Raw genomic sequence first — 25046 nt, 5'->3', positions numbered from 1 at the left:
ATTTTGTTCATTAACATTAGGCTAACTTTCTGCAAATACAGGGCTAACAAAAATACTACAGAGAATATTCTTTATATTCCTTCGGACTTTTACCAAAATACTTTTTAAAAGAACGTCCAAAGTATTTTGGATCATTGTAACCACACTCAAAACTTATTTCAGAGATGTTTAATTTTTTGGTTTTTAATAATACTTCTGCTTTCTGTAACCGAAGTGACATTAAAATATCTGAAGGAGATTGATTCAATGTCTCTTTAAACAAACGATAACATTTAACTCTCGAAATCCCTAATTGCTCTACCAACATTTCGACATTAAATGAAGGGTTTTGCAATTCTTCTTTTATGATTTCTAAAGCTTCTTTTAAAAGCTTTTCATTTGGTGTAATGTGTTGGTTATCTTCTGTCAGAATCTCAAATATCTTTTGTTGAATTTTGTACTCTTTAAGAGGCTCCATATTTTGATTAATCAACCTATTTATCTTTTTACTGATAAAGGATACACTAGCCGGTAATTTAATATGGGTATCAATGCCTAATTCTAATAATTGCTCGTCTTCTTCGTAATTAATATTTTCAGAAACATAAATCAGAGGAATTTTGGCAGCGTTATTTTCTTTATTTAGTTTTAAAAAGTTAATAAGCTCTCTAGAAAATTCTGCCTGATAAAAAACCAAAGCCGAAATATCAATCTGTTTAATGATCGCATTTAAGTTCGATATTGAACTTTCGAAAATCAAATTGTATTTATCACTTTCCAAAATCTGATTGGCAGCAATATTATTATACGGATCTCCAAAAACCAAAAGGCATTTTTTGTCTGCAGACAACTGATCCTGATAATTAAAGTTCTTCCAGGAAATTGTTTCCTTAAAATTGGCATTCGAATCTACAATTTCTACTGGAATGCGCAATTTTGCTTGAAATTGTTCTTCAGACGAAGAAATAATTTCGCCTTTCAAATCCTGCAATAAAACTTCAAGCGCTCTAAAATAAGGACTGTAATGTAAAATGTTATCCCAGTTATTTTTTAATATAATACTGTCTGAAACTGCTTTTACTTCTATAAAACCATTTTCATGAGTAATCATTATTCGGAGCGTACTGTCTTTATCTGAATATTTACTCAAATCATTAAAGAAGTACAAAATCGAAAGTTTTAAGCGCAATACATCTACAATAGCAAAACAATCTTTATTGTCTATTTCACAACTAAAATTTACTTCGTTTAATTGTGAATCTTTTTTTAGTTTTTCTACTTTATTTTTTAAAACTGGAAATAAATTTACAGCTGTTTCTTTGACAGGTCCTAAATCTTTAACATGTTCCAGATAATTCCATTCAGAAATAAGATTGACCAATTTACCCGACTCTGACATCAAAATACGTTGTGTTTCTGTATCTTTCTTCAAAGTACCCGAAGTCTTAATTATTTTGGCTATCGGTTCCTGAAACTCGGCCAGCATAAAAGACTTAAACTTTTCAATTTCAAAATTTCCATTTTTTGAATTGCTGTGCAGAATCAAAAGTTTTTCTTTTTGTTCAACAATTTTTTTGTTTTTCTGATCGAGTTCTGCATTAATTTCTTCCAGATTTTTTTTCTGATTTTCAATAACAGCGGTACGGGCTTTAATAAGTTCTTCCATGTACTTTTGCTGGGCAAGTGTGGTTTTATTTTTAAGATACATCGCCACTAAACATCCCACTAATATCAATCCTGATAATAAGATGTAGAACAAAATAGATTCATAAAAAGCTTCTGTTATATGAAGCGTAAAAAAAGCCGGTTCAGCAATTCCGTCTTTTCCTTGTTTTATCAATAAACTGTAATTTCCCGATGATAAATTAGAAAACGTTATTTTCTTATCTGAAGGCAACAAAATCCAATCTTCATCTTTCCCTTCCAGTTTGTAATAAATATCCGTTTTTCCAGTAGGAAACAAAATTGGGATAACTTCGATTTTTATTTCATTATCTGTAAACCCTTTTTCAATAGCTGTTGCATAATTTTCGCTTCCATCTACTTTTAGTTTTATTTTTGCTATTGAATTATTCGGTTGTATATTATTTGGATTAAAATAATTAAGTCCACCCACACCTCCAAAAAACAAAACCCCTTTAGAATCCTGATAGTAAGCTCCTTCAGAGAATTCGGTTGCCTGCCATCCAAAATCAGGATTATAGGGAGTAACAGCATAATTTTTCTTATCAATAGAAGCAATTCCTTTTGTAGTGCTTACCCAAACCTTATCGCCATTATCTATAAGTCCGTAAACCATATGACTTGGCAATCCGTCAGATTCGGTAATATTTTTTACGACGCCCTTTTTTTTATTGTAGATCGTTACTCCGCCCAAAGAAGCGATCCAGTAATTATCCGATTCATTATCAACAAAAACCGAATAAATACTGTTTCCTAAAATACCTTGTTTTGTCGTTATTTTTTTTAGCGTTCCATTTGTCAGATTAAAAACAATTACACCATTATTTTCTGTAGATAATATTAGATTCTGATTGTTTTTCTTAACACATCGTATATGGCTTTTATTCAGTAATTCTTGCCCTTTAAACTTCTCAAATTTTCCGGATATCAGATTAAATTTTGCAAGACCTTCCCAGCATCCCATCCAAAGTTGTTTGCTTTGATCTTCATAAATAGAATAACATCTGTTAATTGGCGTTCCCTCTACAGCACTACTTTCATAACTTGTTACATTGTGATCTGAAATTCGTAGAATTCCTTTATACGTTCCTGCCCAGACCGTCCCATCGCTTGCTGTAAATAAAGTTCGAATTCTTTCCCAATCTGGATTTGAAGCGGCTTTATCAATTTTAAACTTTTCAAAAAAATGACTATTTTCATTATAGTTGTAAAGTCCTCTTGTATAATAACCCAACCAGATTTTCCCTCTACTGTCTTTTGTCACAGCTCTAATAGTCTCATTTGGAAGATTTGGCTCTTTGACAGGATGTGGCATAACCGAATTTATTTTTTCAGAACCACTGTATGCCATACTTAATCCACCGTCTTTTTGTCCTAACCAAATGTTTCCAAAATCGTCTTCGTGAAGGGTTTCTATTTCATTGTTTTTAAAAGAATAAGGAGCATATAAATCGGATGTAAAATGCTGTATATTATTTTCATCCGATTCATTTGTAATAATATACAAGCCATTTTCTCGTGTAGCAAACCAGATATTTCCTGCTTTATCTTTTAGAATGTCATTAATGATGATATTAGGATATTTTCGGTAAAGGATATTTTTAAGACTTTTAAAATCATTTTTTCTGATGCTGTTGCTAGGTATTTCGACAAACGATTTATTTTTAAACTCATAATACTTTGCACCAGTCTGCACTACAATGTTTCCTTTGTGTGACAAATGAAGATCTGTAGGTTTACTTTTGAATTTAAATTCATGAAACTCATCATTTCCAAGATATTTATTCACATGACCTTCATTTGTGAGAAGCCAAATTTGGCCTTCTGCATCTTTTCGAAGTTTCATGATATAATTACTGGAAATCGTTTTAGGATCATTAAAATTATTCTTGAAAATTTTAAAATTGTATCCGTCAAAATAATTTAAACCATCCCAGGTGGCAATCCATAATCCTCCGTCTTTTCCGCTTTCTACATCAACTACCGAATTATTGGACAATCCTTGATTTGTAGTAAAATTTTCGAATTTAATCTGCTGTCCAAATGAGTATATTGTGAAAAAGTAAAAAAATAGTAATATCCTAGTCATCGCTTGTAATTTAACTTACAAGGATACAATCGCAACTTTACTTAATTATAAATTGTATGTTAAGTTAAAAATGGAGCACTTACCTGAAACTGCCTTTTTACCCGAATCCCTTATGCTTGATTAGTTTCGGCAGATTTATAAGATTTAAAAAATTCATACGCTCTTTTTTCTGCGTAGGAATAGGTTGAATTTCTAAGTGGAAAAGCACAATGTCCTCCATATTTTGGTGTTTCAAGATATACATAATTACTGTCCTGAGCTATCGCTCTCGGATAACATCTTTCCCCTAAAAAAGGATCATCAAGTGAATTAATAATTAAAACAGGAGTTGTAATATCTTTAAGAGAAAATTCTGGAGAAACACGTTGGTAATAGTCATCACGGCTTGCAAAACCGTGAAGCGGTGCTGTAAAATACTGATCAACTTCATCAAAAGTAGAAATCTTATCAATTTGATCACGATTTATAAAATCTGGAAATTGTGCCGCTTTATATTTCAGCTTTCTTTTGATATCAATTGTGAAGTTCTTTAAATAAACTTTATTAAAACCCTGTTTAAGCACTTCGGCACTTGTTGCAATATGAGTGGGAACAGAAATCGAGACAGCAGCTTTTATTCTGGAATCAATTTTTGTCCATCCTAAATAATTCAAAAGCTGAACACCTCCCATTGAATATCCGATTAAATAAACCTCTTCAAATCCTTTCTGAAAAGCAAACTGAACTACTTCATTAAGATCGTCAACTGCACCATGATGATAAAGTCTTGGCAATCGGTTCATTTCGCCTCCGCAAGTACGATTATTCCAGGCAAAAACGGAAAAACCTTTTTCCTGAAAATAAGTTGCGCAACTGTTATTGTAAGTTCTTCTTGAATCTCCTTCCAAACCATGACATAATATAACAGCCTTTTTGGAATCATTTATAATAAAATCGATATTGATAAAATCTCCATCATTTAACTCCAGTTTTTCTCTGACATACCCTGGCGCATCAAACTTCTTAATCAAAGCCGCATAAATAGTAGAAATATGCCTGTTACGATGAATAATAGAAGGAAAATTATATTCTGATTGTTCAATTATTGGCATAACAGAAAGATTTATGGTGTATTACAAATTTAAGAAATCTAGTTATATGTAAAGTTAAACTGTCTTTTTTTATTTTAATCTTTCATGGTTTCTTTTTACCAAACCAAAACTGTCAAATTACAACGTTCTGATTGTACTTTTTTTATAGGATTTAATCTGTTAATTTTAATGTAATATTAAAAATTACCGATAAAAAGTATAAAAAATACGACAAATAACATATTTTTTCGCTAATTTAACATTAGCTTCAATATAAAAATATAATCCACTGTGTCTTTTATCCGTACATTTGCATCCACGATTTTTAATCACGATTAAGTTAACAATGTTCCAACTTTTACCAGTAGATCCCAAAACCATATTTCTTCTTTATTTTTGGGGAAACTTTTTTACTTGCATTCTCATTTTCAGTTATTCTTTCTCTTATGCTACAATCGATAATAGAAAGATCTTAAAATGGTTCGGTGTTGGAAAATTAGTACTTACCCTGGCGTGGATTTTGGCTCTTTTACGAAATATCATTAGTGATTTTGCTTCAATTAATATTGCAAATTCGATGATTTTTGCTGCCTGTTGCTATGAAACTATAGCCATGTTATCTCTGATAAAAGCAAATGCTAAAAAAGAATATCGGATTCAAATAGCCATTACCACTGTTGCAATCATTGTCTTCAACATATTTACGTTTTTAGGAGCCACAATGAATACTCGAGTGGTAATTGGTGGAGCTGGCGTTTTTGCTATTTATCTACTTCCTACTATCATTTATTTTTTAGAAAAAGAAAAAAGTTTCTTTAAGACCTTTTATGTTCTTTGTTATATCGGATTTGAAATCTTAATTCTTATACGAACAGTTTACAGATATCTAGAACCACAAAATCTTATTATTGCTAATGATAATTTAGACAGTTTGTACAGTATTTGTTTGCTTCTTTTAACTCTAATTGGAATTGTTGGATTTTTGCTTTTAGTAAAAGAAAAACAAGACAATAAAATTCAAAAACTATTGGTCGACAGAAACCAATTTTTTTCTATTATTTCTCATGACTTAAGAGGTCCAATTGGCTCATCGGTTTCGCTTTCAGAAATTTTATTGGAGAATATGGAACAATACGATCGGGAAGAAATTAAAGAGATTTCAGAAACCTTGCATGACTCCAATAAAAATATTTACAAACTACTTGAAAATCTCTTGGAATGGTCACAAGTGCAAACTGGAATGATTACGTTTTCGCCTAAAAAAGTTCTCTTAAATACATTAATTAAAGAAAATATTGAACTCACCAAAAATGCTGCTTTAAACAAAAATATAAATCTTGTATTGGAATCTACTGATCTTATAGAAGCCGAAGTAGATCAAAATATGATAGGCACCATTTTACGTAATTTACTTGGTAATGCCATTAAATTTACAGACAAAAATGGTGAGATTAAAATTAAACTCCTTAAAATAAATCAGGAAGCAAAGATATCTATTACCGATAACGGAATTGGAGTTCCAGATTATATAAAAGAAAACCTGTTTAGAATTAATACAAAAGTGACCCAGAAAGGCACCGAAAATGAAACAGGAAGCGGACTAGGATTGCTCCTTTGCAGTGAATTTATTAAGCTACACAATGGTGAAATTTGGGTAGAAAGCGAACCTGGAGAAGGAAGCGCTTTCAAATTTACTTTACCATTAAAAAATGTTTAAAATAAAAAAATCCAAATCCCAGTTAATTTGGAATTTGGATTTTAAATATTGGTATTTAGATTTTCTAGTCTAAAACAAAACTTACACTCACATTGGCAGTAATTTCGATTTCGCCAATTGCTAAAGTTTCATTAGAAGCGCCCATAGAGTCAGCTTCTTTCATTCTCATTGCCGCATATACCGGCTGTGGATGATACACTTGAGAATTGTCTGAAATTGTAAAAGCTTTACCTACTTTCTGTCCTAAAACAGATACATATTCTTCTGCTTTTACTTTAGCATCTTTCATCGCTAATTTTCTAGCTTCAGATTGGTATTGCGCTAATTTAGATGATTCAAAAGAAACTCTGTCAATTCTGTTAATTCCTTGTTGAACCAAACCTTCCATCAATTCATCGTATTTCGTTAAATCTTTAACTACGATTTCTACTGTTTGTGTAGCATTGTAAGAAGTTTTCTTTTTCTCATAATCGTACTGCGGATTAAGAGCAACTTGTTTTGTTTTGAAATCTGCCGTTGGAATATTCATTTTTTTGATGAATTTTAAAACCGCATCAATCTTTTCGTCGTTTTGTTTTTTAACATCTTTAGCATTATTCCCTTTTGTTTCAACCGTAGCTGAAATACAAACTTGATCAGGTGCTACTTTTACTTTTCCTTCCCCATTTACATTGATTAGAGGTATTTGTTTGATTTCCTGGCCGTAAGACATAGTCACAAACATGATTGTTAAAAATAATACTAGTTTTTTCATTTTTGTTAAATTTTAATATTTACTAAAGGCTTTTCAAAAGTTATGCCAGCATTACAATTTTCCCAATTTTGCCATTCCAAAAAGTATCAAAATCGGAATCGCCAATAAAATTACCATTAGCGTATTATCTGTAAGTAACGAAGGTTGTTTGATCAAAGTAATTAAATAACCGCCTATAGCGCCTCCAAAGTGTGCTGTATGACCGATATTATCATTTTTGGCTTTCATCCCATAAATAGAGTATAATAAATATACAATTCCAAAAATGTATGCAGGCATCGGAATAACAAAAAATACTCCTAACATCATATTAGGTTGCAACAATATGGCAGAATACAAAACTCCTGTCACAGCTCCCGATGCTCCAACAGCACGGTAACTATAATCGTTTTTATGGAATAACATAGTAAGGAGATTTCCAAAAATTAAACTTCCAAAATAAATCAGAACAAAAGAAAAAGTTCCGAGCCAGCCTAAAACAACTGGAGCAAAAAAGTAGAGTGTCAGCATGTTAAAAATTAAATGCATCATGTCAACATGCAAAAAGCCCGAAGACAACATTCTGATTTGTTCTCCTGAACGAATACTTCCTACATGAAATTCATACTTCCTGAAAAAATAAAGATCATTAAAACCTTTGTAACTAATAACAGCATTGGCAACTATAATCCCTACTAAAATGATATTCATAAATCTTAATTATTGTGAATTGTAAATATACTCATTCTTAAAGATATGTTAGCACGAAAGCAAAATATCAATCACTAATCATTTTTAATTTATCTTTGTAAAAAAAAATTACATGCAGTTTCTCGTTTATATTTTGGCCTATCCCTTACTTTGGCTAATTTCTATACTTCCTTTTCGTATATTTTATTTATTTTCAGATTTTGTCTATTTTCTGATTTACAGAGTTATTGGATATCGTACAAAAGTAGTTCGCGAGAATTTGGCACTTACTTTGCCACATTTGAGTGATGCTGAAAGAAAAGATATCGAAAAGAAATTCTATAAACATATGTGCGATATGTTTTTGGAAATGATTAAAACAATGAGTATGTCTCCAGAAGAAATGGAGAGAAGATTCCATGTAACTAATATCGATCTTGTACTTGATTATGCTAAAAAAGGAAAAAGTGTCATTCTTGTAGCATCGCATTATGCAAGTTATGAGTGGCTTTTAACCATTAATCCTAAACTTGGATTTCAGGGTGTTGCGGTTTATAAAAAACTAGCCAATCCTTACTTTGATCGATTGGTTCGAAAAATTCGTTCTAAATACAATACCGAAATGATAGAAACTAGAAAAGCAATTCCCACAATGGCACAAAACCAACGTGATGGAGTTTTAAGTATGTATGGTTTAGCTAGTGATCAATCTCCAAAACTGGATAGAATTTTTCACTCGATGAAATTTCTAGGTGTTGAAGTTCCTGTTCATACAGGTGCAGAAATGCTGGCAAAAAAATACGATTTGGCAGTCATCATGGTAAAAGTAGAAAAAGTAAAAAGAGGATTTTATGAAGCAACATTTCTTTCGCTTGCAGATAATCCGAAAGATTTTAAAGATTTCGAAATCACAGAAATGTACCTGCAAGAAGTCGAAAAACAAATTCTAGCAAAACCTGAATTCTATTTATGGACTCATAAAAGATGGAAACATAGAATCCAATAAAATATTTTTAAAATACTGAAAACTAAAAAGCCTCTTCTGAAATACAAAAGAGGCTTTTTTTATGATTTAAAATCTAAAATCTTAGATTCCGGCAATTATTTTAATTTCGTCAATAATGCGAAGTGCCAATTTATCTGCAGCATCTTGAGAAGGTGCTTCCGTATAAATACGGATAATTGGTTCTGTATTTGATTTTCTTAAATGAACCCATTCTGTAGCAAAATCAATTTTTACACCATCGATAGTCGAAATATCTTCATTTTTATATTTCTCTGTCATTTGAGTCAAAATCGCATCAACATCAATTTGTGGTGTCAATTCAATTTTATTTTTACTCATATAATATTCTGGATAAGAAGCTCTCAATGCAGAAACTGACATTTTTTTGTTTGCTAAATGCGTTAAGAATAAAGCAACTCCAACCAAACTGTCACGTCCATAATGCAATTCAGGATAGATAATTCCACCATTTCCTTCACCACCGATAATGGCATTATTTTTCTTCATTAATTCTACCACATTCACCTCTCCTACTGCACTTGCTTCGTAGCTTCCGCCGTGTGCTTTAGTAACATCTCTTAAAGCACGAGAAGAAGACATATTAGAAACTGTATTTCCTGGAGTTTTACTTAAAACGTAATCTGCACAGGCAACCAAAGTATATTCTTCACCAAACATTTCTCCGTCTTCGCTGATAAAAGCCAAACGATCTACGTCTGGATCAACTACGATTCCAAAATCAGCTTTTTCTTTTACAACTAATTCAGAAATATCCGTTAAATGTTCTTTTAATGGTTCTGGATTGTGAGGGAAATGTCCGTTTGGTTCGCAGTACAATTCTACCACTTCAACGCCCATTAATTTAAGAAGTTTAGGAATAATAATTCCTCCTGATGAATTTACTCCATCAACAACCACTTTAAACTTAGCATCTTTTACCGCCTGAACATCAACTAATGGTAAACATAGAACTTCATCAATATGAATATCCATGTAAGCATCATTTGAAATAATTTCGCCTAAACTGTCCACATCAGAAAAATCAAAAGCCTCTGCTTCTGCAATTTCAAGAATTTTTGCACCGTCAGCACCGCTCAAAAATTCCCCTTTTGCGTTTAGCAATTTCAAAGCATTCCATTGTTTTGGATTGTGAGAAGCAGTTAAGATAATTCCACCGTCAGCTTGTTCCAAAGGCACAGCAACTTCAACAGTTGGCGTTGTAGAAAGTCCAAGATCAATAACATCGATTCCTAAACCAATTAAAGTATTGACAACTAAATTGTGAATCATTGGTCCAGAAATTCTGGCATCGCGACCAATAACAACTGTCAATTTATCTTTATTGATATTATTTTTTAAGAAAGTTCCATACGCCGATGCAAACTTAACTGCATCAACAGGAGTCAGATTATCTCCCACTTTTCCTCCGATTGTTCCACGGATTCCAGAAATAGATTTTATTAGAGTCATTTTTGTGAGTTAGGGTTATTTTTTACAAATATAAAAAAGTTGCTGAGATACTAAGTTGCTAAGGTTCTAAGTTTCTCCAATTATTGCGAAAAAAGCCACGAAAAAATATACTGAAATTACCAGATAGTAAGCATTTATAATTATTGTACCCATATAAACAGTAATACACTAAATCGTACAAGCCCTACAAATAACACTTGTACAAAAAACTTAGTGACTTAGTATCTTAGAACCTTAGCAACTTTAAATAAAAAAGTTACCGAGTTACTAAGGCCTTAAGTTTCTAAGATTTTAATTTTAACTTATAAGAAACCACTTGCAATGTGTTGTTTTTATAACAAAATGATTTGAAAAAGTTTTTATACATTTACTAAAATAACTTAGAATCTTAGCCACTGAGGTTCTTAGAAAATTAAAAAAAATGAATTTCTTAGCCCATATATATCTTTCCGGAGAAAATGATTTGATTAAAATAGGGAATTTTATGGCAGATGGAATTCGCGGAAAACAATTTGAACATTTTCCAGAAGATGTTCAAAAAGGAATTTTACTGCATCGATTCATTGATACCTATACCGATTCTCATGATATTTTCAGAAAAAGCACCAAACGATTACACGACCGATACCATCATTATGCGGGAGTTATTGTAGACATTGTTTACGATCATTTTCTAGCCAAAAACTGGACACAATATTCTGATGAAAAATTAGAAAGTTTCATCAGTAGATTTTACAATTCTTTGCATGATAATTATGGCATTTTAACTGAAAAAACACAAGGTTTAATGCCGTATATGATTGAAAGAAACTGGCTTCTAAGTTATCGTACAACAGAAGGAATCCATCAAATTCTGACACAAATGGACCGAAGATCTAAAAACATCTCCAAAATGCAATATGCGGTAGAAGAACTGATTGAATTTTATGATGATTTTGAAGAAGAATTTACTTTATTCTTTGAAGAAATAAGAAAACAGGCTGGAGAAAAACTGCTTTCACTTTAACAGCATTTTTCTAAACTAAAAACCTAACACATGAAAAAAATTACGCTTTTAATAGCTCTTATTTATATCAGTAGCAATGCACAAACCTACAAAAATCCGACTGGATTAGTAGTTACAAAAGCAATGGTGGTTTCTGCTCGCGAAGAAGCTTCAAAAATTGGATCTGACATTATGAAAAAAGGCGGTAACGCTTTTGATGCTATGGTCGGAACTGAACTGGCATTGGCTGTTGCTTTTCCGTTTGCTGGAAATATAGGCGGCGGCGGATTTATGGTGTATCGAAAAGCAAATGGTGAAGTAGGTTCTTTAGATTATCGTGAAAAAGCTCCATTAGCCGCTACAAAAGACATGTTCCTAGACAATGAAGGAAATGTTATAAAAGGAAAAAGTACCGAAACTGCCCTTGCAATTGGAATTCCTGGAACTATTGCAGGTGTTTTTGCTGTTCATAAAAAATATGGAACAATGCCAATTTCTAAAATTTTAGAACCCGTAATTGCTTTGGCAGAAAGAGGTGTTATTGTTACCAAAAAACAGGAAAAAAGCCTAAGCGATTATCATGATAGAATTGTAAAAATAAACGGTGAAGATTCTCCTGCATCAAAAACATACAAAGAAAATGATACCATAAAATATCCCGCTCTTGCCAAGACTTTAAGAAGAATTCAGAAGAAAGGGAGAAATGAATTTTATAAAGGAGAAACCGCTAAAATTTTAGTCGATTATCTTCACAAAAAAGGTGGAATCATCACCATGAATGATTTAGCTAAGTATGAAGCAAAATGGCGTAAACCGCTTCAATTTACGTATAAAGATTTAAAAATTACCTCAATGTCTCCACCAAGCAGTGGCGGAATCTGTCTGGCTCAAATTCTAAAAATGCTGGAACCTTATGATTTAGCCAAAATGGGACATAATTCACCAGAAGCCATTCAGGTTATTGTGGAGGCTGAAAGAAGAGCGTACGCAGACAGAAGTTATTTTTTAGGAGATCCCGATTTTGTAAAAATTCCGATTAAGGAATTAATGAACGAAACCTATTTACGTGATCGTATGGCGAACTTCAATCCAGAGAAAGCTACCTTATCTACAGAAATAAAAGAAGGAAAAGTCAGTTATGCAGAAAGTACTGAAACGACACATTATTCGATAGTAGACCAATACGGAAATGCAATTGCTGCCACAACAACCCTAAACGATGGTTACGGTTCAAAATATTACTGCGACGAATTAGGTTTCTTTTTGAATAACGAAATGGACGATTTTAGCGCCAAACCAGGTTCTCCAAACATGTTCGGATTAGTCGGAAATGAAGCCAACAGCATTGCACCTCAAAAACGTATGTTGAGTTCGATGACACCTACAATTGTAGAAAAAAACGGAAAACTATTCATGGTCGTTGGAACTCCAGGCGGGTCAACTATTATTACGTCTGTTTTACAAACTATTTTGAATGTTTACGAATATAATTTAAGCATGCAGGAAGCAGTAAACGCACCGCGTTTTCATCATCAATGGCTTCCTGATTTAATTACTTTTGAGCCGAATACTTTTGCATCAAAAACAATTGATCAGCTAAAAGCCAAAAATTATATCATCAACGAAAAACCAACTCCAATTATCGGAAAAGTAGATGCTATTTTGGTTTTACCAGACAATAAATTAGAAGGCGGAGCCGATTTTAGAGGAGATGATACTTCGGTTGGTTTTTAATTGTTATCCGTTTTTATTTTTTTAATCTAAGATTATAAACTAATTTTGTAAGAACGATAATTTTAAAGAAAGAATGCTAAAAAAATATTTCAGAAGACTAGAAAGCATAATTGCAATGGCGCAATCCTTAATGACTCCAAAGCAATTTCTCTTTTTATCAAGCGTTCTTATCGGAATATCGTGTTCTTTTGCTGTAATCGCACTTAAAGCATTCGCACACAGCGTTTTCTCATTTGCAACCTATATTAACGGAATTCTAAAATTGAGTTTTATTAATAGTATCCTGCCAATTGTTGGTATTGTGCTAACTGTTTTTGTTGTAAAAAAAGTTCTTAACGGAAGCATTCAAAAAGGTACCTCTCAAATACTTTATGCCGTTGCAAAAAAGGCTAGTATAATTCCGAGAAAGCAAATGTATGCACAGATTGTGACCAGCTCTTTGACAGTTGGTTTAGGAGGTTCTGCTGGTTTAGAAAGTCCGATTGTTATTACGGGGGCAGCGTTTGGTTCTAACTTTGCACAGAATTATAAAATGCATTACAAAGACCGAACTTTATTGATTGGATGTGGTGTTGCTGCCGGAATTGCTGCAGCTTTTAACGCTCCAATTGCAGGCGTTCTTTTTGCCATTGAAGTTTTACTTGTCGATGTCAGTATTTCTGCCTTTACGCCTATTATGATTTCTGCCGCAACAGGTGCGTTGGTTTCTGCAATTGTTTTGGACGAAAGCATCCTTTTAAGTTTTAAAAAACAAGAAACTTTCGATTTTCATAATATCCCTTTTTATGTAGTTTTGGGCGTTCTCACAGGATTAGTTGCCATTTATTACTCTCGAAATTTCCAGAAAGTAGAACATTATTTTGCCAAACAACAAATAAATCCATATAAAAAAGCTTTAATTGGTTCTTCACTTTTAGCCTTATTGATTTTTATTTTCCCAACCTTATTTGGTGAAGGTTATGAAAGCATCAGAACTTTATCTGAAACCGACCCTGGAAAATTGTTAGACAATACTTTGTTTGCCGATTTTAGAAACAATCAATGGATTTTATTGCTTTTTGTCGGGGCAACGATGATGATGAAAGTTTTTGCTTCAGGATTAACTATTGGAAGTGGAGGAAACGGAGGAAACTTTGCTCCTTCTCTATTCTTAGGCTCTTATTTAGGATATTTTTTCGCCAAACTTATTACATTAATTGGATTGTCAAAACTTCCAATTACTAACTTTACGATGGTGGGAATGGCTGGAATCTTGAGCGGTTTATTTCACGCACCACTAACTGCGATATTCTTAATTGCAGAAATTACAGGAGGTTATGGATTAATGATTCCGCTTATGATTGTTTCCTCAATTAGTTTTGCAATTTCTAAACGTTACGAAAAGTATTCGCTTGACGTAAAAGGATTGGTCAAAAAAGGGCACGCTTTTACAAGCAATAAAGATTCGAACATTCTTTCGACTTTAGATATCGATTCAATCATTCAATGTGATTATCTGACTGTTCATCCTGATGAAAACCTTGGAAAACTGGTTGATCTTATTTCGCATTCGAATCAGGTCGTTTTTGCAGTGGTAAACCACGATAAAGATTTGGTTGGCGTTGTACATTTTAATGATATTCGTGAAATTATTTTCAATGCCTATCGTGTAAAATACACTCAAATCAAAGATGTTATGAAAATGCCATTAGCTACGATTTCTTCTATAGACAGCATGGAAATTGTAATGAAGAAATTTGAAACCTCTAAATCGGCATTTCTTCCTGTTTTGCGAAATGGAAAATATTACGGTTTTATTTCTAAATCTATCGCTCTTGAGGCTTACAGAACAAAACTTCGTGCAATGACGATTGAATAATTTTTCTTTAGGACTTTTAAAATTCATAGAAATATTCATACAGAATATATTATATTTGGTTTTTCAACTCATATCAGTACAAATAATATATTTTTTCAGAATAATTTGAATCATAACAAAGAAAGTCTGGATTGAGAATTATTTTTTAAATGCCACAAATAAGATGAAGATTAAAGCCATTATTGTTGATGACGAATCGTCTGCAAGAGACCTTTTAAGCAGCACCTGCAAGCGAATTTATAACGATAAAATCGAAATAGTTGAAGAATGTGGTTCTGTACCGTCGGCTTTACTCGCTATAAAAAAACACTCTCCCGACCTCGTTTTTCTTGACATTCAAATGCCGGGTGAAAATGGTTTTGATTTACTTTCTTACTTTGATACCGTTCCTTTTGAAATTATTTTTGCAACAGCTTTTGAAGAGTTTGCACTTAGGGCGATCAAAAATAGCGCTTTAGATTATTTAGTAAAACCATATGATGATGATGAATTCAAAACAGCAATCGATAAATTGGATTTTGCTCTTGAAAAAAAACACGGTTTTGACAGATATAAAACACTAAAAGAAAACCATCAATTTCCAGAAAAACAACGAATTATATTTCGAACAAAATCAGGTTTTGATGTCATTCAGGTAAATGAAATTTTATTTTGTGAATCAGATGGTGTTTATACCCAAATTCAAACTAAAGATCATAAATATTGTGTAACAAGATCTTTTAAAGAGGTCTGTGAATCATTAGCATTAGAAAAAAGATTCTTAAAAGTTCACAGACGTTTTTTAGTAAATTCTGAACATATCAAAAAATTCAAATCAGAAGATTTTAAGCTCATAATGTCTTCAGGTCATGAAATTCAGGTTTCAGACAAAAAATTCACAAAAAACAAACTTATAGATGCTATCACAAAGTAAGATTACTTTTTGTGTTTATCTTTTTTTACTTCCGATTTTTAGTTTTGGCCAATATTTTCCATCCAGAAATTACACCACAACAGAAGGTCTGCCTAACAATGCCGTTCGGGCTTTATTTCTAGATTCTAAAAATGTTTTATGGATTGGAACAGAAAATGGTGTTTCGAGAATGGAAAACGGCATGTTTACCAATCTTGACGAAAGCAATGGTTTAGGTCACAATAGTTGCTGGGATATTACCGAAGATACAGACGGAAATATCTGGTTTGCGAGTTATAGTGGCGGTATTACCAAATTTGATGGTACTAAATTTACTGTACTTAATAAGAAGCAAAAATTACCAAGCGAAAGGGTTCGCAAGTTATTTTCATTCAAAAACAAAATATACGCTGGAACTGAATTAGGACCAGCAATAATAGATATTAAAACTAATAAAGTTGAAGTTCCAACAGGCATTCTCCCTCAATTTGGCGTTTTTTTAGTTTCAGATTTTTTTGTTTTCAACGATCAAATTTATTTTTCTACAATAAATGAAGGTTTATTTACAATAATATATAAAGACAATTTACCTGTAATTCAGACCGTTTTTAGACATAAATTCCTTTACGGATTAGGAGTTTATGACCACATTATGTATTCTGGAAATAAAGGTTTTATTGATCGTTTTGAAATTGATGATTTTATCTCCGACAAAAAGAAATTAAAACCATTTGGAAATTCTATAGTTTGGGATTTTACAGAAGATAATCAAAAGAGATTATATGCAGCTGCATGGGGCGTATTTGACCTAAGCGGAGGTCTTTACACGATTTCTGAAGACAAAATGACCGACATCTCAGAGTCATACGGAATTACATCCAAAAACCTATTGAATGTAGTCTATAATGCTAAAAAAAATATTCTTTATGTAGGTTCAAAAGACAATGGAATTTATGAAGTCCAATTAGACCAAATCATTAATTATTATACTTTTAATGATCAAAGTATTATTGACTTTGAATCTGTTAAAAGAGAAAAAATAGTATTACATCAAAACGGAATTACATTTTTAAATGATAAAAATACTCCATCAAAAAGCATTTCATTATCTGACTTTAAAAAATATGAGAATGATTTCATCAAAAAAACAAAATTAAAACTGCCTACGCATGCAGACGGATATTATGAACTCGATTACAATATCCCTGAAAATAAAATCGATTTTTACGAAATTTTAAAGCATCAAAATTCTTTATGGGTAACCAGTAATATTGGGATTTTCGAACTTAATTTTGAGGGCAAAATAGTAGGTTACAATCCAATTCACACTTATAAAATCGGTTTTACAAATGATAATAAATTCATCGAAACCATTCCATATGGCGGAGTACGTATTTACGATGATTTGCCTCATTTAAAAGCCAAACATTTTTCTGAATTTGATAAACATACTCCTTTAGACATTGTAAAAATTGTAAACACTAAGCAGAAAACATATCTTATTTCTGTTTTTAATGGTTTGTTTGTACATGAAAAAGGTCAATTTAAATCGTATTTGACTGATGGAATCTGGAACGAGAAAAAGTTCAAAAACATCACAAAAAACAATAAAGGTCAACTGATTTTAGCAGCTGAATTTGGAGATGTTTTTGTAATTGACGATTCCAAAGCTTTTAAAATCCTTAAGAAAATTTCGAAAAAAGAAATTATCGGAAATACCATTTTATTTCTCGAAGCCTACAAAGATTATATTTTAATTGGTACAGAAAAAGGCATCAACATCTACAAAAACGGAATCATCAGATTGATTGACAAAGAACAAGGTTTAAAAGATTCTAAAATAACGACCTCACAAATTTTTGGAAACAATTTGTGGTTAGGCACCCAAAAAGGCTTTTATACGATAGATTTAAATCGTTTAACGGCAACACAATTAACGGTTTCTGAAATTGGAATCAGCCAAATTGCGATCAATAATATTCCTTTAAAATCATCCGAATATAAGTGGTTTAGATACAATTCCAAACAACTCGTTACCGACTATAAACACAATTCGTTTTCTATAGATTTTATTCCAAAAGGGCATCCGTTTCCGAACAAATTAAAATTCAGATATCGTTTGAACAACGAAAATCGATGGAGTCCGTACAGCGAAAAAACAAACTTGTTTCTCCCCTATTTACCTGCAGGAAACTACAATATCATGATTGAAGTTTTTGACATGAATGCAGGTAAATCGAAAGTATTCAATATTTTACAACTTTATATTCAACCTCCATTTTGGTTAAGCTGGTGGTTTATAACTCTGGTTACAATCGGTTTATTGGTTATTATTATATTGATTTTTCTACGAATGAAAAGAAAATCAAATGAAAAAATCATGATCCAGCGTCGTATTGCCGAGACTAAATTAGAAGCTTTACTGAGTCAAATGAATCCGCATTTTACTTTTAATGCTATGAATACCATTCAATCCTATATTTCGACTAACGAAACTAAGGACGCAATGAATTACATAAGTGGATTTGCAAAATTGATTCGCAAAACCCTTGAGAATTCATCTAAACAAAAAATCACAATCGAGGAAGAAATCGAATATCTGGAAGCGTATATCAAAATTGAAAATAAACGTTTACAAAATCCTATCCATTATGAAATCGTAATATCAGATGAAATAGAAGCTTTTCTAACAGAAATCCCAACCATGCTTTTACAACCTTTTGTAGAAAATATTTTTGTTCATGCTTTTACAGAATTTAGTATAAATCCGAAGTTTGTAATCACATTTAAAATGATTTCAGACACTATTTTAGAATGCAAAATCATCGATAACGGAATGGGAGCAAAAACTGCAAAAAGAAATAAACTCCATCAATCAAAAGGAATTCAGCTTACCAAAGAGCGACTTTCACTTTTAGATTCAAAAAACAATTCTGTCGAAATTGATTTTACTGAAAATAATGGTACAACAGTAACCATTTTGTTAGCCGTTTAATTCTTCTACTTCTTCATTAAAACACTTGTTATTTGACGAGTGTTTTTTATTTATAGCCCAAAAAGCACCTTTCATGTCGAAAAAAGCCTCTCAAAAAAGATAAGTCTTTTTAGCTCGACTGTTCTTCTATTTTTGTGTTTTCAACCCCTTAATTTTTAAAATATGCCAAATTTTTATTGTGAATACTGTGGTACAAAAACATCAAGCATTTCAAGTTTAACTTCGAGTTCTTGCTCGCGTCATCCTCTTGGTCCAGGAAAAGGGAAGCATAAACTGTATGAAGGTTCTGAAAAAACAAAATATAGTTGCAAATATTGCGGTACTTCAAACTCAAATCTTTCAAGCCTAACTTCAAGTTCTTGTAGCAGACATCCTAACGGAGCTGGAAAAGGGAAACATGCACCAGCTTTGTAATTTAAGTATGGAAAACAAAACGAAACTCAGAATTATTGAGGAAATCAAATCAGTAGAAATTGATCTCTCAAGAAACAACTCAGCAACTACGATAAGAAATTTTGTAGATACCTTAAACCAAAAAGATCCTTCTGTAAAGATTATTGAAAATGGAGAACTGAAGCAAGTTTTTAAAGAATTCTATGAAAACAACTCTATGCATTCCAGTTTACAGGAATCATTGCTAAACCGATTTTTCGAAAATGATGGAATAACAAAATACATTGTTCCTAATGAAGTTAATCTAATACCAATTCCATTAAATCTCGATAACAACGAAAAGCATTTCAATAACATAAATGACTCTTTCCAACTTATTGAGAAGAGTTTAACTCAAATTGAAGAAAAGAGTTTTCTAAATACTATTCATAAATTAGAAGAAGAACAAAAAAAAATAAAAGTTATAGAAGTTTTTTCCATTACAGGAGCTTCAAAAGTGGACGAAAAATTAAGAGAAGCCAGAAAAATATACTACAATTATAAAAGTTTAATCGATAATTATGGATTGATCAAACTAGAATTGCAAGGGATGTTTAATGAATTTGAAAAAATTAGAAATATCCTGAAGTTTTTGCGAGAAGATCTGATGAACATGTTAATTGAAATATATGGAGAAAATGTAAAAGCAACTCATCCCGAACTATTTTCTTTTGACAGCGTAAAATGGATGGATTTTACCAATATAATCGATAATCTAAATGCTGAATTTTACAAAATAACTGAAACTTGCAAAACTTTTTTCTCATCTTACAATGAATCGTATAACAAATTAGCAAATGATTCTCTAGATCGCCTTGATCAAATGAATGGCCAAAAAGGAGCACTTAGAAATGCTGCCATTGATATTGGAGTAAATGCATTGTTTACGATTGCAAAATCAAATCAGGATGCAAAAATGACCATTTCTAATCTGAACTACGAAATCGAAATTATGAAAACAAGTTTTTGGAATGACTCAAAAAACATAAGATTAGATATTATGCGTCTTCTGGATATTCATAAAAACATAAAAGAATATCTTATTCCAGCTACCAAATTATTTACAATCGGTTTTTCAAATCTGTTTGAAAATGAGATAAAAAAAGATTTCAATCTCGTTTTTAATCTAGAACACATTAAACCTTTAAAAGATAGAAACATCGAAATCTCTTTAGAAATAAGAAAACTGGAGATTGAAATTCACAATTTGAGAAAAATAGTTGATGAGTCTAAAAACTTAAAAGACATTTACGAATCAAATGTAAATTTCCATCAGAAAGATTATGATTTCTTCATGCTAAACGAACCACAGATGCCTAGTCGCCTTACAATATTCCTTTCATTAGGAGTGGCTGTAAATATTTTTTATAAAGTGTATGATCAATGGGACAAAAAAACAATTTATACACGAAACGAATATAATTACAATCTAAACGATTACCATGTTGAAACCGAAAGAGAAAATGTGTATCAAACTTTAATGAACGATTGTATAAAGAAGAAATCAGAATTAAAAATTGAAGCATTATTAAATTCAGAAAAAATAAATAATTCTCTGAATGCTGAGGATGAATTAAAAGCAAAAATCAGTCAAAACTTAAAGAAAATAGCGGGTTTATCGAAAGCAGCAAAAGATGTTCTTGAAATTAAACTGGATGAAAAATTACTTGAAACAGTAGCTCTTAATTTTTAATTCTTATGGAAATAAATGACGCAAACCATATAAAATTAAATACAGTTCCTGCGTTGCTTTCTGAAATTCTCAATCTTTACGAGAAAATTCCAACCTTGGCAGAATCGCAACAAATGATGGATTCCTTTCTAGAAAAGTTCGATTTGTCAAATGAGAATAAAATAGTAATAAAACAGCATTTAGAGAACCTCAATTTAAATGGTTTCAACAAAGAAGGAATTATTCTATTTATTCAGAATAAAATTGAAAATCAATTTAATGTAGATCCTAACCACGCTGAAAAAATTGTTTCTTTCGGATTAGAATTTGCCCGAAATTATGTTTTGATTGCGCAAAAACAAAGAGAAACTGAAATTCTTAAACTTCAAAATGAAAGAAAAGAAATTGAATTCAATAAATATTTATCTGAACTCAATCTGGAAATCAATCGAGAGATCGAAATCAAAAAGAAGAAAATTGATAAATTAAAAACTTTAGTTGAAAGCAATTTGCAAATAGATGATTTTATTGAATGTACTTACAAAGTTCTCGATAAATCAAAAGATGAATCGTTCACAACCAAACAAAATAACCAAATAGATGATTTCTTAAACAATAATTTGGATGAAATTATCGAACTCTAAAAAATGAAAAATGAAAGGACTTATTAAATTTTTTCTCGCGGTTAGCTGCCCTAATTTTCTACTTGCAATCTTTTTGCGAATCATGATTAAAAGCTCAGATGAAGAAGACAAAATTACCACCCTTGATGTCATAAAATTTTATTATTTTCTGAGCTGTTTAATCGTCGTTTTACCCTTCATAGCTTTGATACCATTTTTTCTTTTCGAAAAATTATATGAAAATATGTATTATCAAATGTTCCTTAAAACATCTATTTGTTTCGGAATAATAGCTTCGGTAATTTATTTAAAAAAATCAAAAACGTTACACGTAGACAAATAATCAAGAAACGCTGACCAATCTAAAGTCAGCGTTTTTTGTTATTAATTGTAACATAAACTTTTGCTATCGAGCACAAAAAGAACAAATCAAAGTGGTAACTTTGCGTTTTGCTCAAAATTATGTTAGATAAAGACAATACTATTGAAGTTCTTGGTGCAAGAGTTCATAATCTTAAAAATATAGACATTTCTATTCCTCGTGAAAAACTGGTTGTTATTACTGGTTTATCGGGTTCAGGAAAGTCATCTTTGGCATTTGATACGATTTATGCTGAAGGTCAGCGTCGTTATGTTGAAACTTTTTCGGCTTATGCCAGACAATTTCTTGGCGGTTTAGAGCGTCCTGACGTTGATAAAATCGACGGACTTTCTCCTGTAATTGCTATTGAACAAAAAACGACCAGCAAAAGTCCGCGTTCTACGGTTGGAACTATTACTGAAATTTACGATTTCCTTCGACTTTTATACGCTCGTGGGGCTGATGCTTATAGTTATAATACAGGCGAAAAAATGGTTTCGTATTCTGATGAGCAAATTAAAGATTTGATTATTCAGGATTATAACGGAAAACGAATCAATATTCTAGCGCCAGTAATTAAAGCCAGAAAAGGACATTACGCCGAATTATTCCAACAGATTACCAAACAAGGATTCTTGAAAGTCCGCGTAAACGGAGAAGTTCAGGATTTGGTTGCAGGAATGAAATTAGACCGTTACAAAACTCACGACATCGAAATTGTGGTTGATAGAATGGTCATTGAAGATAATCCTGACACTCAAAAAAGATTATCTGAAAGTATTAATACCGCCATGCATCATGGTGAAAATGTCTTGATGATTTTAGATCAGGATTCTAATGAAGTACGTTATTTCAGTAGAAATTTGATGTGTCCTTCAACTGGAATTTCATATCAAAATCCGGAACCGAATTTGTTTTCGTTCAACTCACCAAAAGGGGCTTGTCCGCATTGTAATGGATTAGGAACGGTACACGAGATTAATGTAAAGAAGATTATTCCGAATCCAAAACTATCCATAAAAGCAGGTGGTTTTGCGCCACTTGGAGAATATAAATCTTCATGGATTTTCAAGCAATTGGAAACCATCGGTGAAAAATTCGGATTTAAAATAACCGATCCGATTGAGAAAATTCCGGAAGAAGCCATGACCATGATTTTACATGGAGGAAAAGACAAATTCGCCATCAATTCAAAGGATCTTGGCGTTACAAGAGAATATAAAATCGATTTTGAAGGAATCTCAAATTTCATCAAAAATCAATATGACGAAAGTGCTACAACCAGCATAAAACGTTGGGCAAAAGATTTTATGGATGAAATTGCTTGTCCAGTTTGCGAAGGTTCTCGTCTTAAAAAAGAAGCTTTATTTTTTAGAGTAAATGGGAAAAACATCACCGAATTGTGTGATATGGATATTTCCGATTTGACAGCATGGTTTTTAGATTTAAATAATCATTTAACAGATAAACAGCTTTTAATTGCTTCTGAAGTGGTAAAAGAAATTAAAGATCGTTTGAACTTTTTAATGAATGTTGGTTTGAATTATTTGGCTTTAAGCCGAAGTTCAAAATCACTTTCTGGTGGTGAAGCACAACGTATTCGTTTGGCAACACAAATTGGTTCGCAATTGGTTGGCGTTCTTTATATTTTGGATGAGCCAAGTATTGGTCTGCACCAAAGAGACAACGAAAAACTAATTCATTCTCTAGAACAATTACGTGATATTGGAAACTCTGTTATTGTAGTGGAACACGACAAAGACATGATCGAAACAGCCGATTATGTAATTGATATCGGCCCAAAAGCAGGTAAATACGGTGGAGAAATCATCAGTATTGGAACACCAAAAGAAACGCTAAAATCAAATACTATTACTGCTCAATATTTGAACGGTAAAATGAAATTAGAGATTCCGAAAAAGCGTAGAAAAGGAAATGGCAAATTCTTAAAACTAACTGGAGCAACTGGAAACAACTTAAAGAATGTTTCGATTGAAGTTCCGTTAGGTCAGTTAACTTGCGTTACAGGAGTTTCAGGAAGTGGAAAATCTACTTTGATTAACGAAACGCTTTATCCGATTTTAAATGCGTATTATTTTAATGGAGTAAAGAAACCACAACCTTATAAAAAGATTGAAGGATTAGAGCATATTGACAAAGTAATCGATATTGATCAAAGTCCGATTGGACGTACACCGCGTTCGAATCCGGCAACTTACACGGAGGTTTTCACCGAAATCAGAAATCTGTTTACAATGACTTCAGAAAGTATGATTCGCGGTTACAAAGCGGGACGTTTCAGCTTTAACGTAAAAGGCGGACGTTGCGAAACCTGTGAAGGTTCAGGAGTTAGAACAATCGAAATGAACTTTTTACCAGACGTTTATGTAGAATGTGAAACTTGCCAGGGAAAACGTTTCAACAGAGAAACTTTGGAAATTCGATACAAAGGAAAATCTATCTCAGATGTTTTGGATATGACGGTTGACGAGGCTGTTCCTTTCTTCGAAAATATTCCAAAGATTTACAGAAAAATCAAAACGATTCAAGATGTTGGTTTAGGATACATTACACTTGGTCAGCAAAGTACAACACTTTCCGGTGGTGAAGCGCAACGTATTAAACTAGCAGGAGAATTATCTAAAAAAGATACTGGAAATACTTTTTACATTCTAGACGAACCTACAACTGGGCTGCATTTTGAAGACATTCGTGTTTTAATGGAAGTAATCAATAAATTGGTTGACAAAGGAAATACCATTTTGGTAATCGAACATAACATGGATGTTATCAAACTTGCCGATTATATTATTGATATTGGTCCAGAAGGTGGAAAAGGCGGTGGGCAATTGGTTGCCAAAGGAACACCAGAACAAGTCGCTGAGAATAAAAAAAGCTATACCGCTAAGTTTCTAAAGAAAGAACTGGAATAAAACAGGAACATCTTTGTCAAAGTTTAAAACTTTGACAAAGATCGCATTCCTGAATCTGAAAAGATTCCAAACTTATAAACTTGATAATGAATCAAAAACCTCAAATTGATTATTATCATAAGAT

General features: G+C 32.1%; 16 protein-coding genes. 11 read left to right on the top strand and 5 right to left on the bottom strand.

Features of this window, described 5'->3' with window-relative positions:
• Positions 1 to 55: 55 nt before the first annotated feature.
• Positions 56 to 3751, bottom strand: a complete 3696-nt coding sequence (locus NQQ59_RS10940; protein ID WP_144219171.1) for a two-component regulator propeller domain-containing protein — start codon at positions 3749 to 3751, stop codon at positions 56 to 58.
• Between the two features lie 110 nt (positions 3752 to 3861).
• Positions 3862 to 4842: a YheT family hydrolase gene (locus NQQ59_RS10935; RefSeq protein WP_144219170.1), complete on the bottom strand. Its 981-nt coding sequence runs from the start codon at positions 4840 to 4842 to the stop codon at positions 3862 to 3864.
• A 325-nt stretch (positions 4843 to 5167) separates the two neighbouring features.
• Between NQQ59_RS10935 and NQQ59_RS10930 the strand changes: the two genes are divergently transcribed.
• Positions 5168 to 6538, top strand: coding sequence for a sensor histidine kinase (locus NQQ59_RS10930; protein ID WP_144219169.1), 1371 nt, complete (start codon positions 5168 to 5170; stop codon positions 6536 to 6538).
• A 64-nt stretch (positions 6539 to 6602) separates the two neighbouring features.
• On the opposite strand, the gene NQQ59_RS10925 is transcribed toward NQQ59_RS10930, so the two are convergent.
• Positions 6603 to 7292: an SIMPL domain-containing protein gene (locus NQQ59_RS10925; RefSeq protein ID WP_144219168.1), complete on the bottom strand. Its 690-nt coding sequence runs from the start codon at positions 7290 to 7292 to the stop codon at positions 6603 to 6605.
• Between the two features lie 51 nt (positions 7293 to 7343).
• Positions 7344 to 7982 (bottom strand): rhomboid family intramembrane serine protease, encoded by a 639-nt coding sequence (locus NQQ59_RS10920; protein ID WP_144219167.1) that lies wholly within the window; start codon positions 7980 to 7982, stop codon positions 7344 to 7346.
• 112 nt (positions 7983 to 8094) lie between these two features.
• Between NQQ59_RS10920 and NQQ59_RS10915 the strand changes: the two genes are divergently transcribed.
• Positions 8095 to 8967: a lysophospholipid acyltransferase family protein gene (locus tag NQQ59_RS10915; protein ID WP_144219166.1), complete on the top strand. Its 873-nt coding sequence runs from the start codon at positions 8095 to 8097 to the stop codon at positions 8965 to 8967.
• Positions 8968 to 9048: 81 nt separating this feature from the next.
• Here the strand turns inward: NQQ59_RS10915 and glmM are convergent, their stop codons facing one another.
• Positions 9049 to 10437, bottom strand: coding sequence for a phosphoglucosamine mutase (gene glmM / locus NQQ59_RS10910; protein WP_144219165.1), 1389 nt, complete (start codon positions 10435 to 10437; stop codon positions 9049 to 9051).
• A 421-nt stretch (positions 10438 to 10858) separates the two neighbouring features.
• On the opposite strand from glmM, the gene NQQ59_RS10905 reads away from it, so the two are divergent.
• From NQQ59_RS10905 to uvrA, 9 genes are all read left to right on the top strand, one after another.
• Complete coding sequence (locus tag NQQ59_RS10905; RefSeq protein ID WP_144219164.1) at positions 10859 to 11443, top strand: acyl carrier protein phosphodiesterase; 585 nt, start codon at positions 10859 to 10861, stop codon at positions 11441 to 11443.
• Between the two features lie 30 nt (positions 11444 to 11473).
• Entirely contained in the window at positions 11474 to 13156 is a 1683-nt protein-coding gene (gene ggt / locus NQQ59_RS10900; protein WP_144219163.1) for a gamma-glutamyltransferase, read from the top strand.
• Between the two features lie 73 nt (positions 13157 to 13229).
• Positions 13230 to 15014: a chloride channel protein gene (locus NQQ59_RS10895; RefSeq protein ID WP_144221579.1), complete on the top strand. Its 1785-nt coding sequence runs from the start codon at positions 13230 to 13232 to the stop codon at positions 15012 to 15014.
• A gap of 163 nt (positions 15015 to 15177) precedes the next feature.
• On the top strand, positions 15178 to 15927 hold the full coding sequence (locus tag NQQ59_RS10890; protein ID WP_144219162.1) for a LytR/AlgR family response regulator transcription factor: 750 nt from the start codon (positions 15178 to 15180) through the stop codon (positions 15925 to 15927).
• Positions 15911 to 18901, top strand: a complete 2991-nt coding sequence (locus tag NQQ59_RS10885; RefSeq protein WP_144219161.1) for a sensor histidine kinase — start codon at positions 15911 to 15913, stop codon at positions 18899 to 18901. The genes NQQ59_RS10890 and NQQ59_RS10885 overlap by 17 nt, the downstream gene beginning before the upstream one ends.
• 162 nt (positions 18902 to 19063) lie before the next feature.
• Positions 19064 to 19315 (top strand): hypothetical protein, encoded by a 252-nt coding sequence (locus NQQ59_RS10880; RefSeq protein ID WP_144219160.1) that lies wholly within the window; start codon positions 19064 to 19066, stop codon positions 19313 to 19315.
• A 7-nt stretch (positions 19316 to 19322) separates the two neighbouring features.
• Positions 19323 to 21026, top strand: coding sequence for a hypothetical protein (locus NQQ59_RS10875; RefSeq protein WP_144219159.1), 1704 nt, complete (start codon positions 19323 to 19325; stop codon positions 21024 to 21026).
• Between the two features lie 5 nt (positions 21027 to 21031).
• Positions 21032 to 21649 carry a hypothetical protein gene (locus NQQ59_RS10870; RefSeq protein ID WP_144219158.1) on the top strand — a complete coding sequence of 206 codons (618 nt, stop codon included), beginning with the start codon at positions 21032 to 21034 and terminating at the stop codon, positions 21647 to 21649.
• 441 nt (positions 21650 to 22090) lie between these two features.
• Positions 22091 to 24922, top strand: coding sequence for an excinuclease ABC subunit UvrA (uvrA, locus tag NQQ59_RS10865; protein WP_144219157.1), 2832 nt, complete (start codon positions 22091 to 22093; stop codon positions 24920 to 24922).
• Positions 24923 to 25046: the final 124 nt, after the last annotated feature.

Source organism: Flavobacterium panacis (assembly GCF_024649945.1).
Classification (GTDB): Bacteria; Bacteroidota; Bacteroidia; order Flavobacteriales; family Flavobacteriaceae; genus Flavobacterium; species Flavobacterium panacis.
This window is presented reverse-complemented; position numbering and strand designations above follow the sequence as displayed.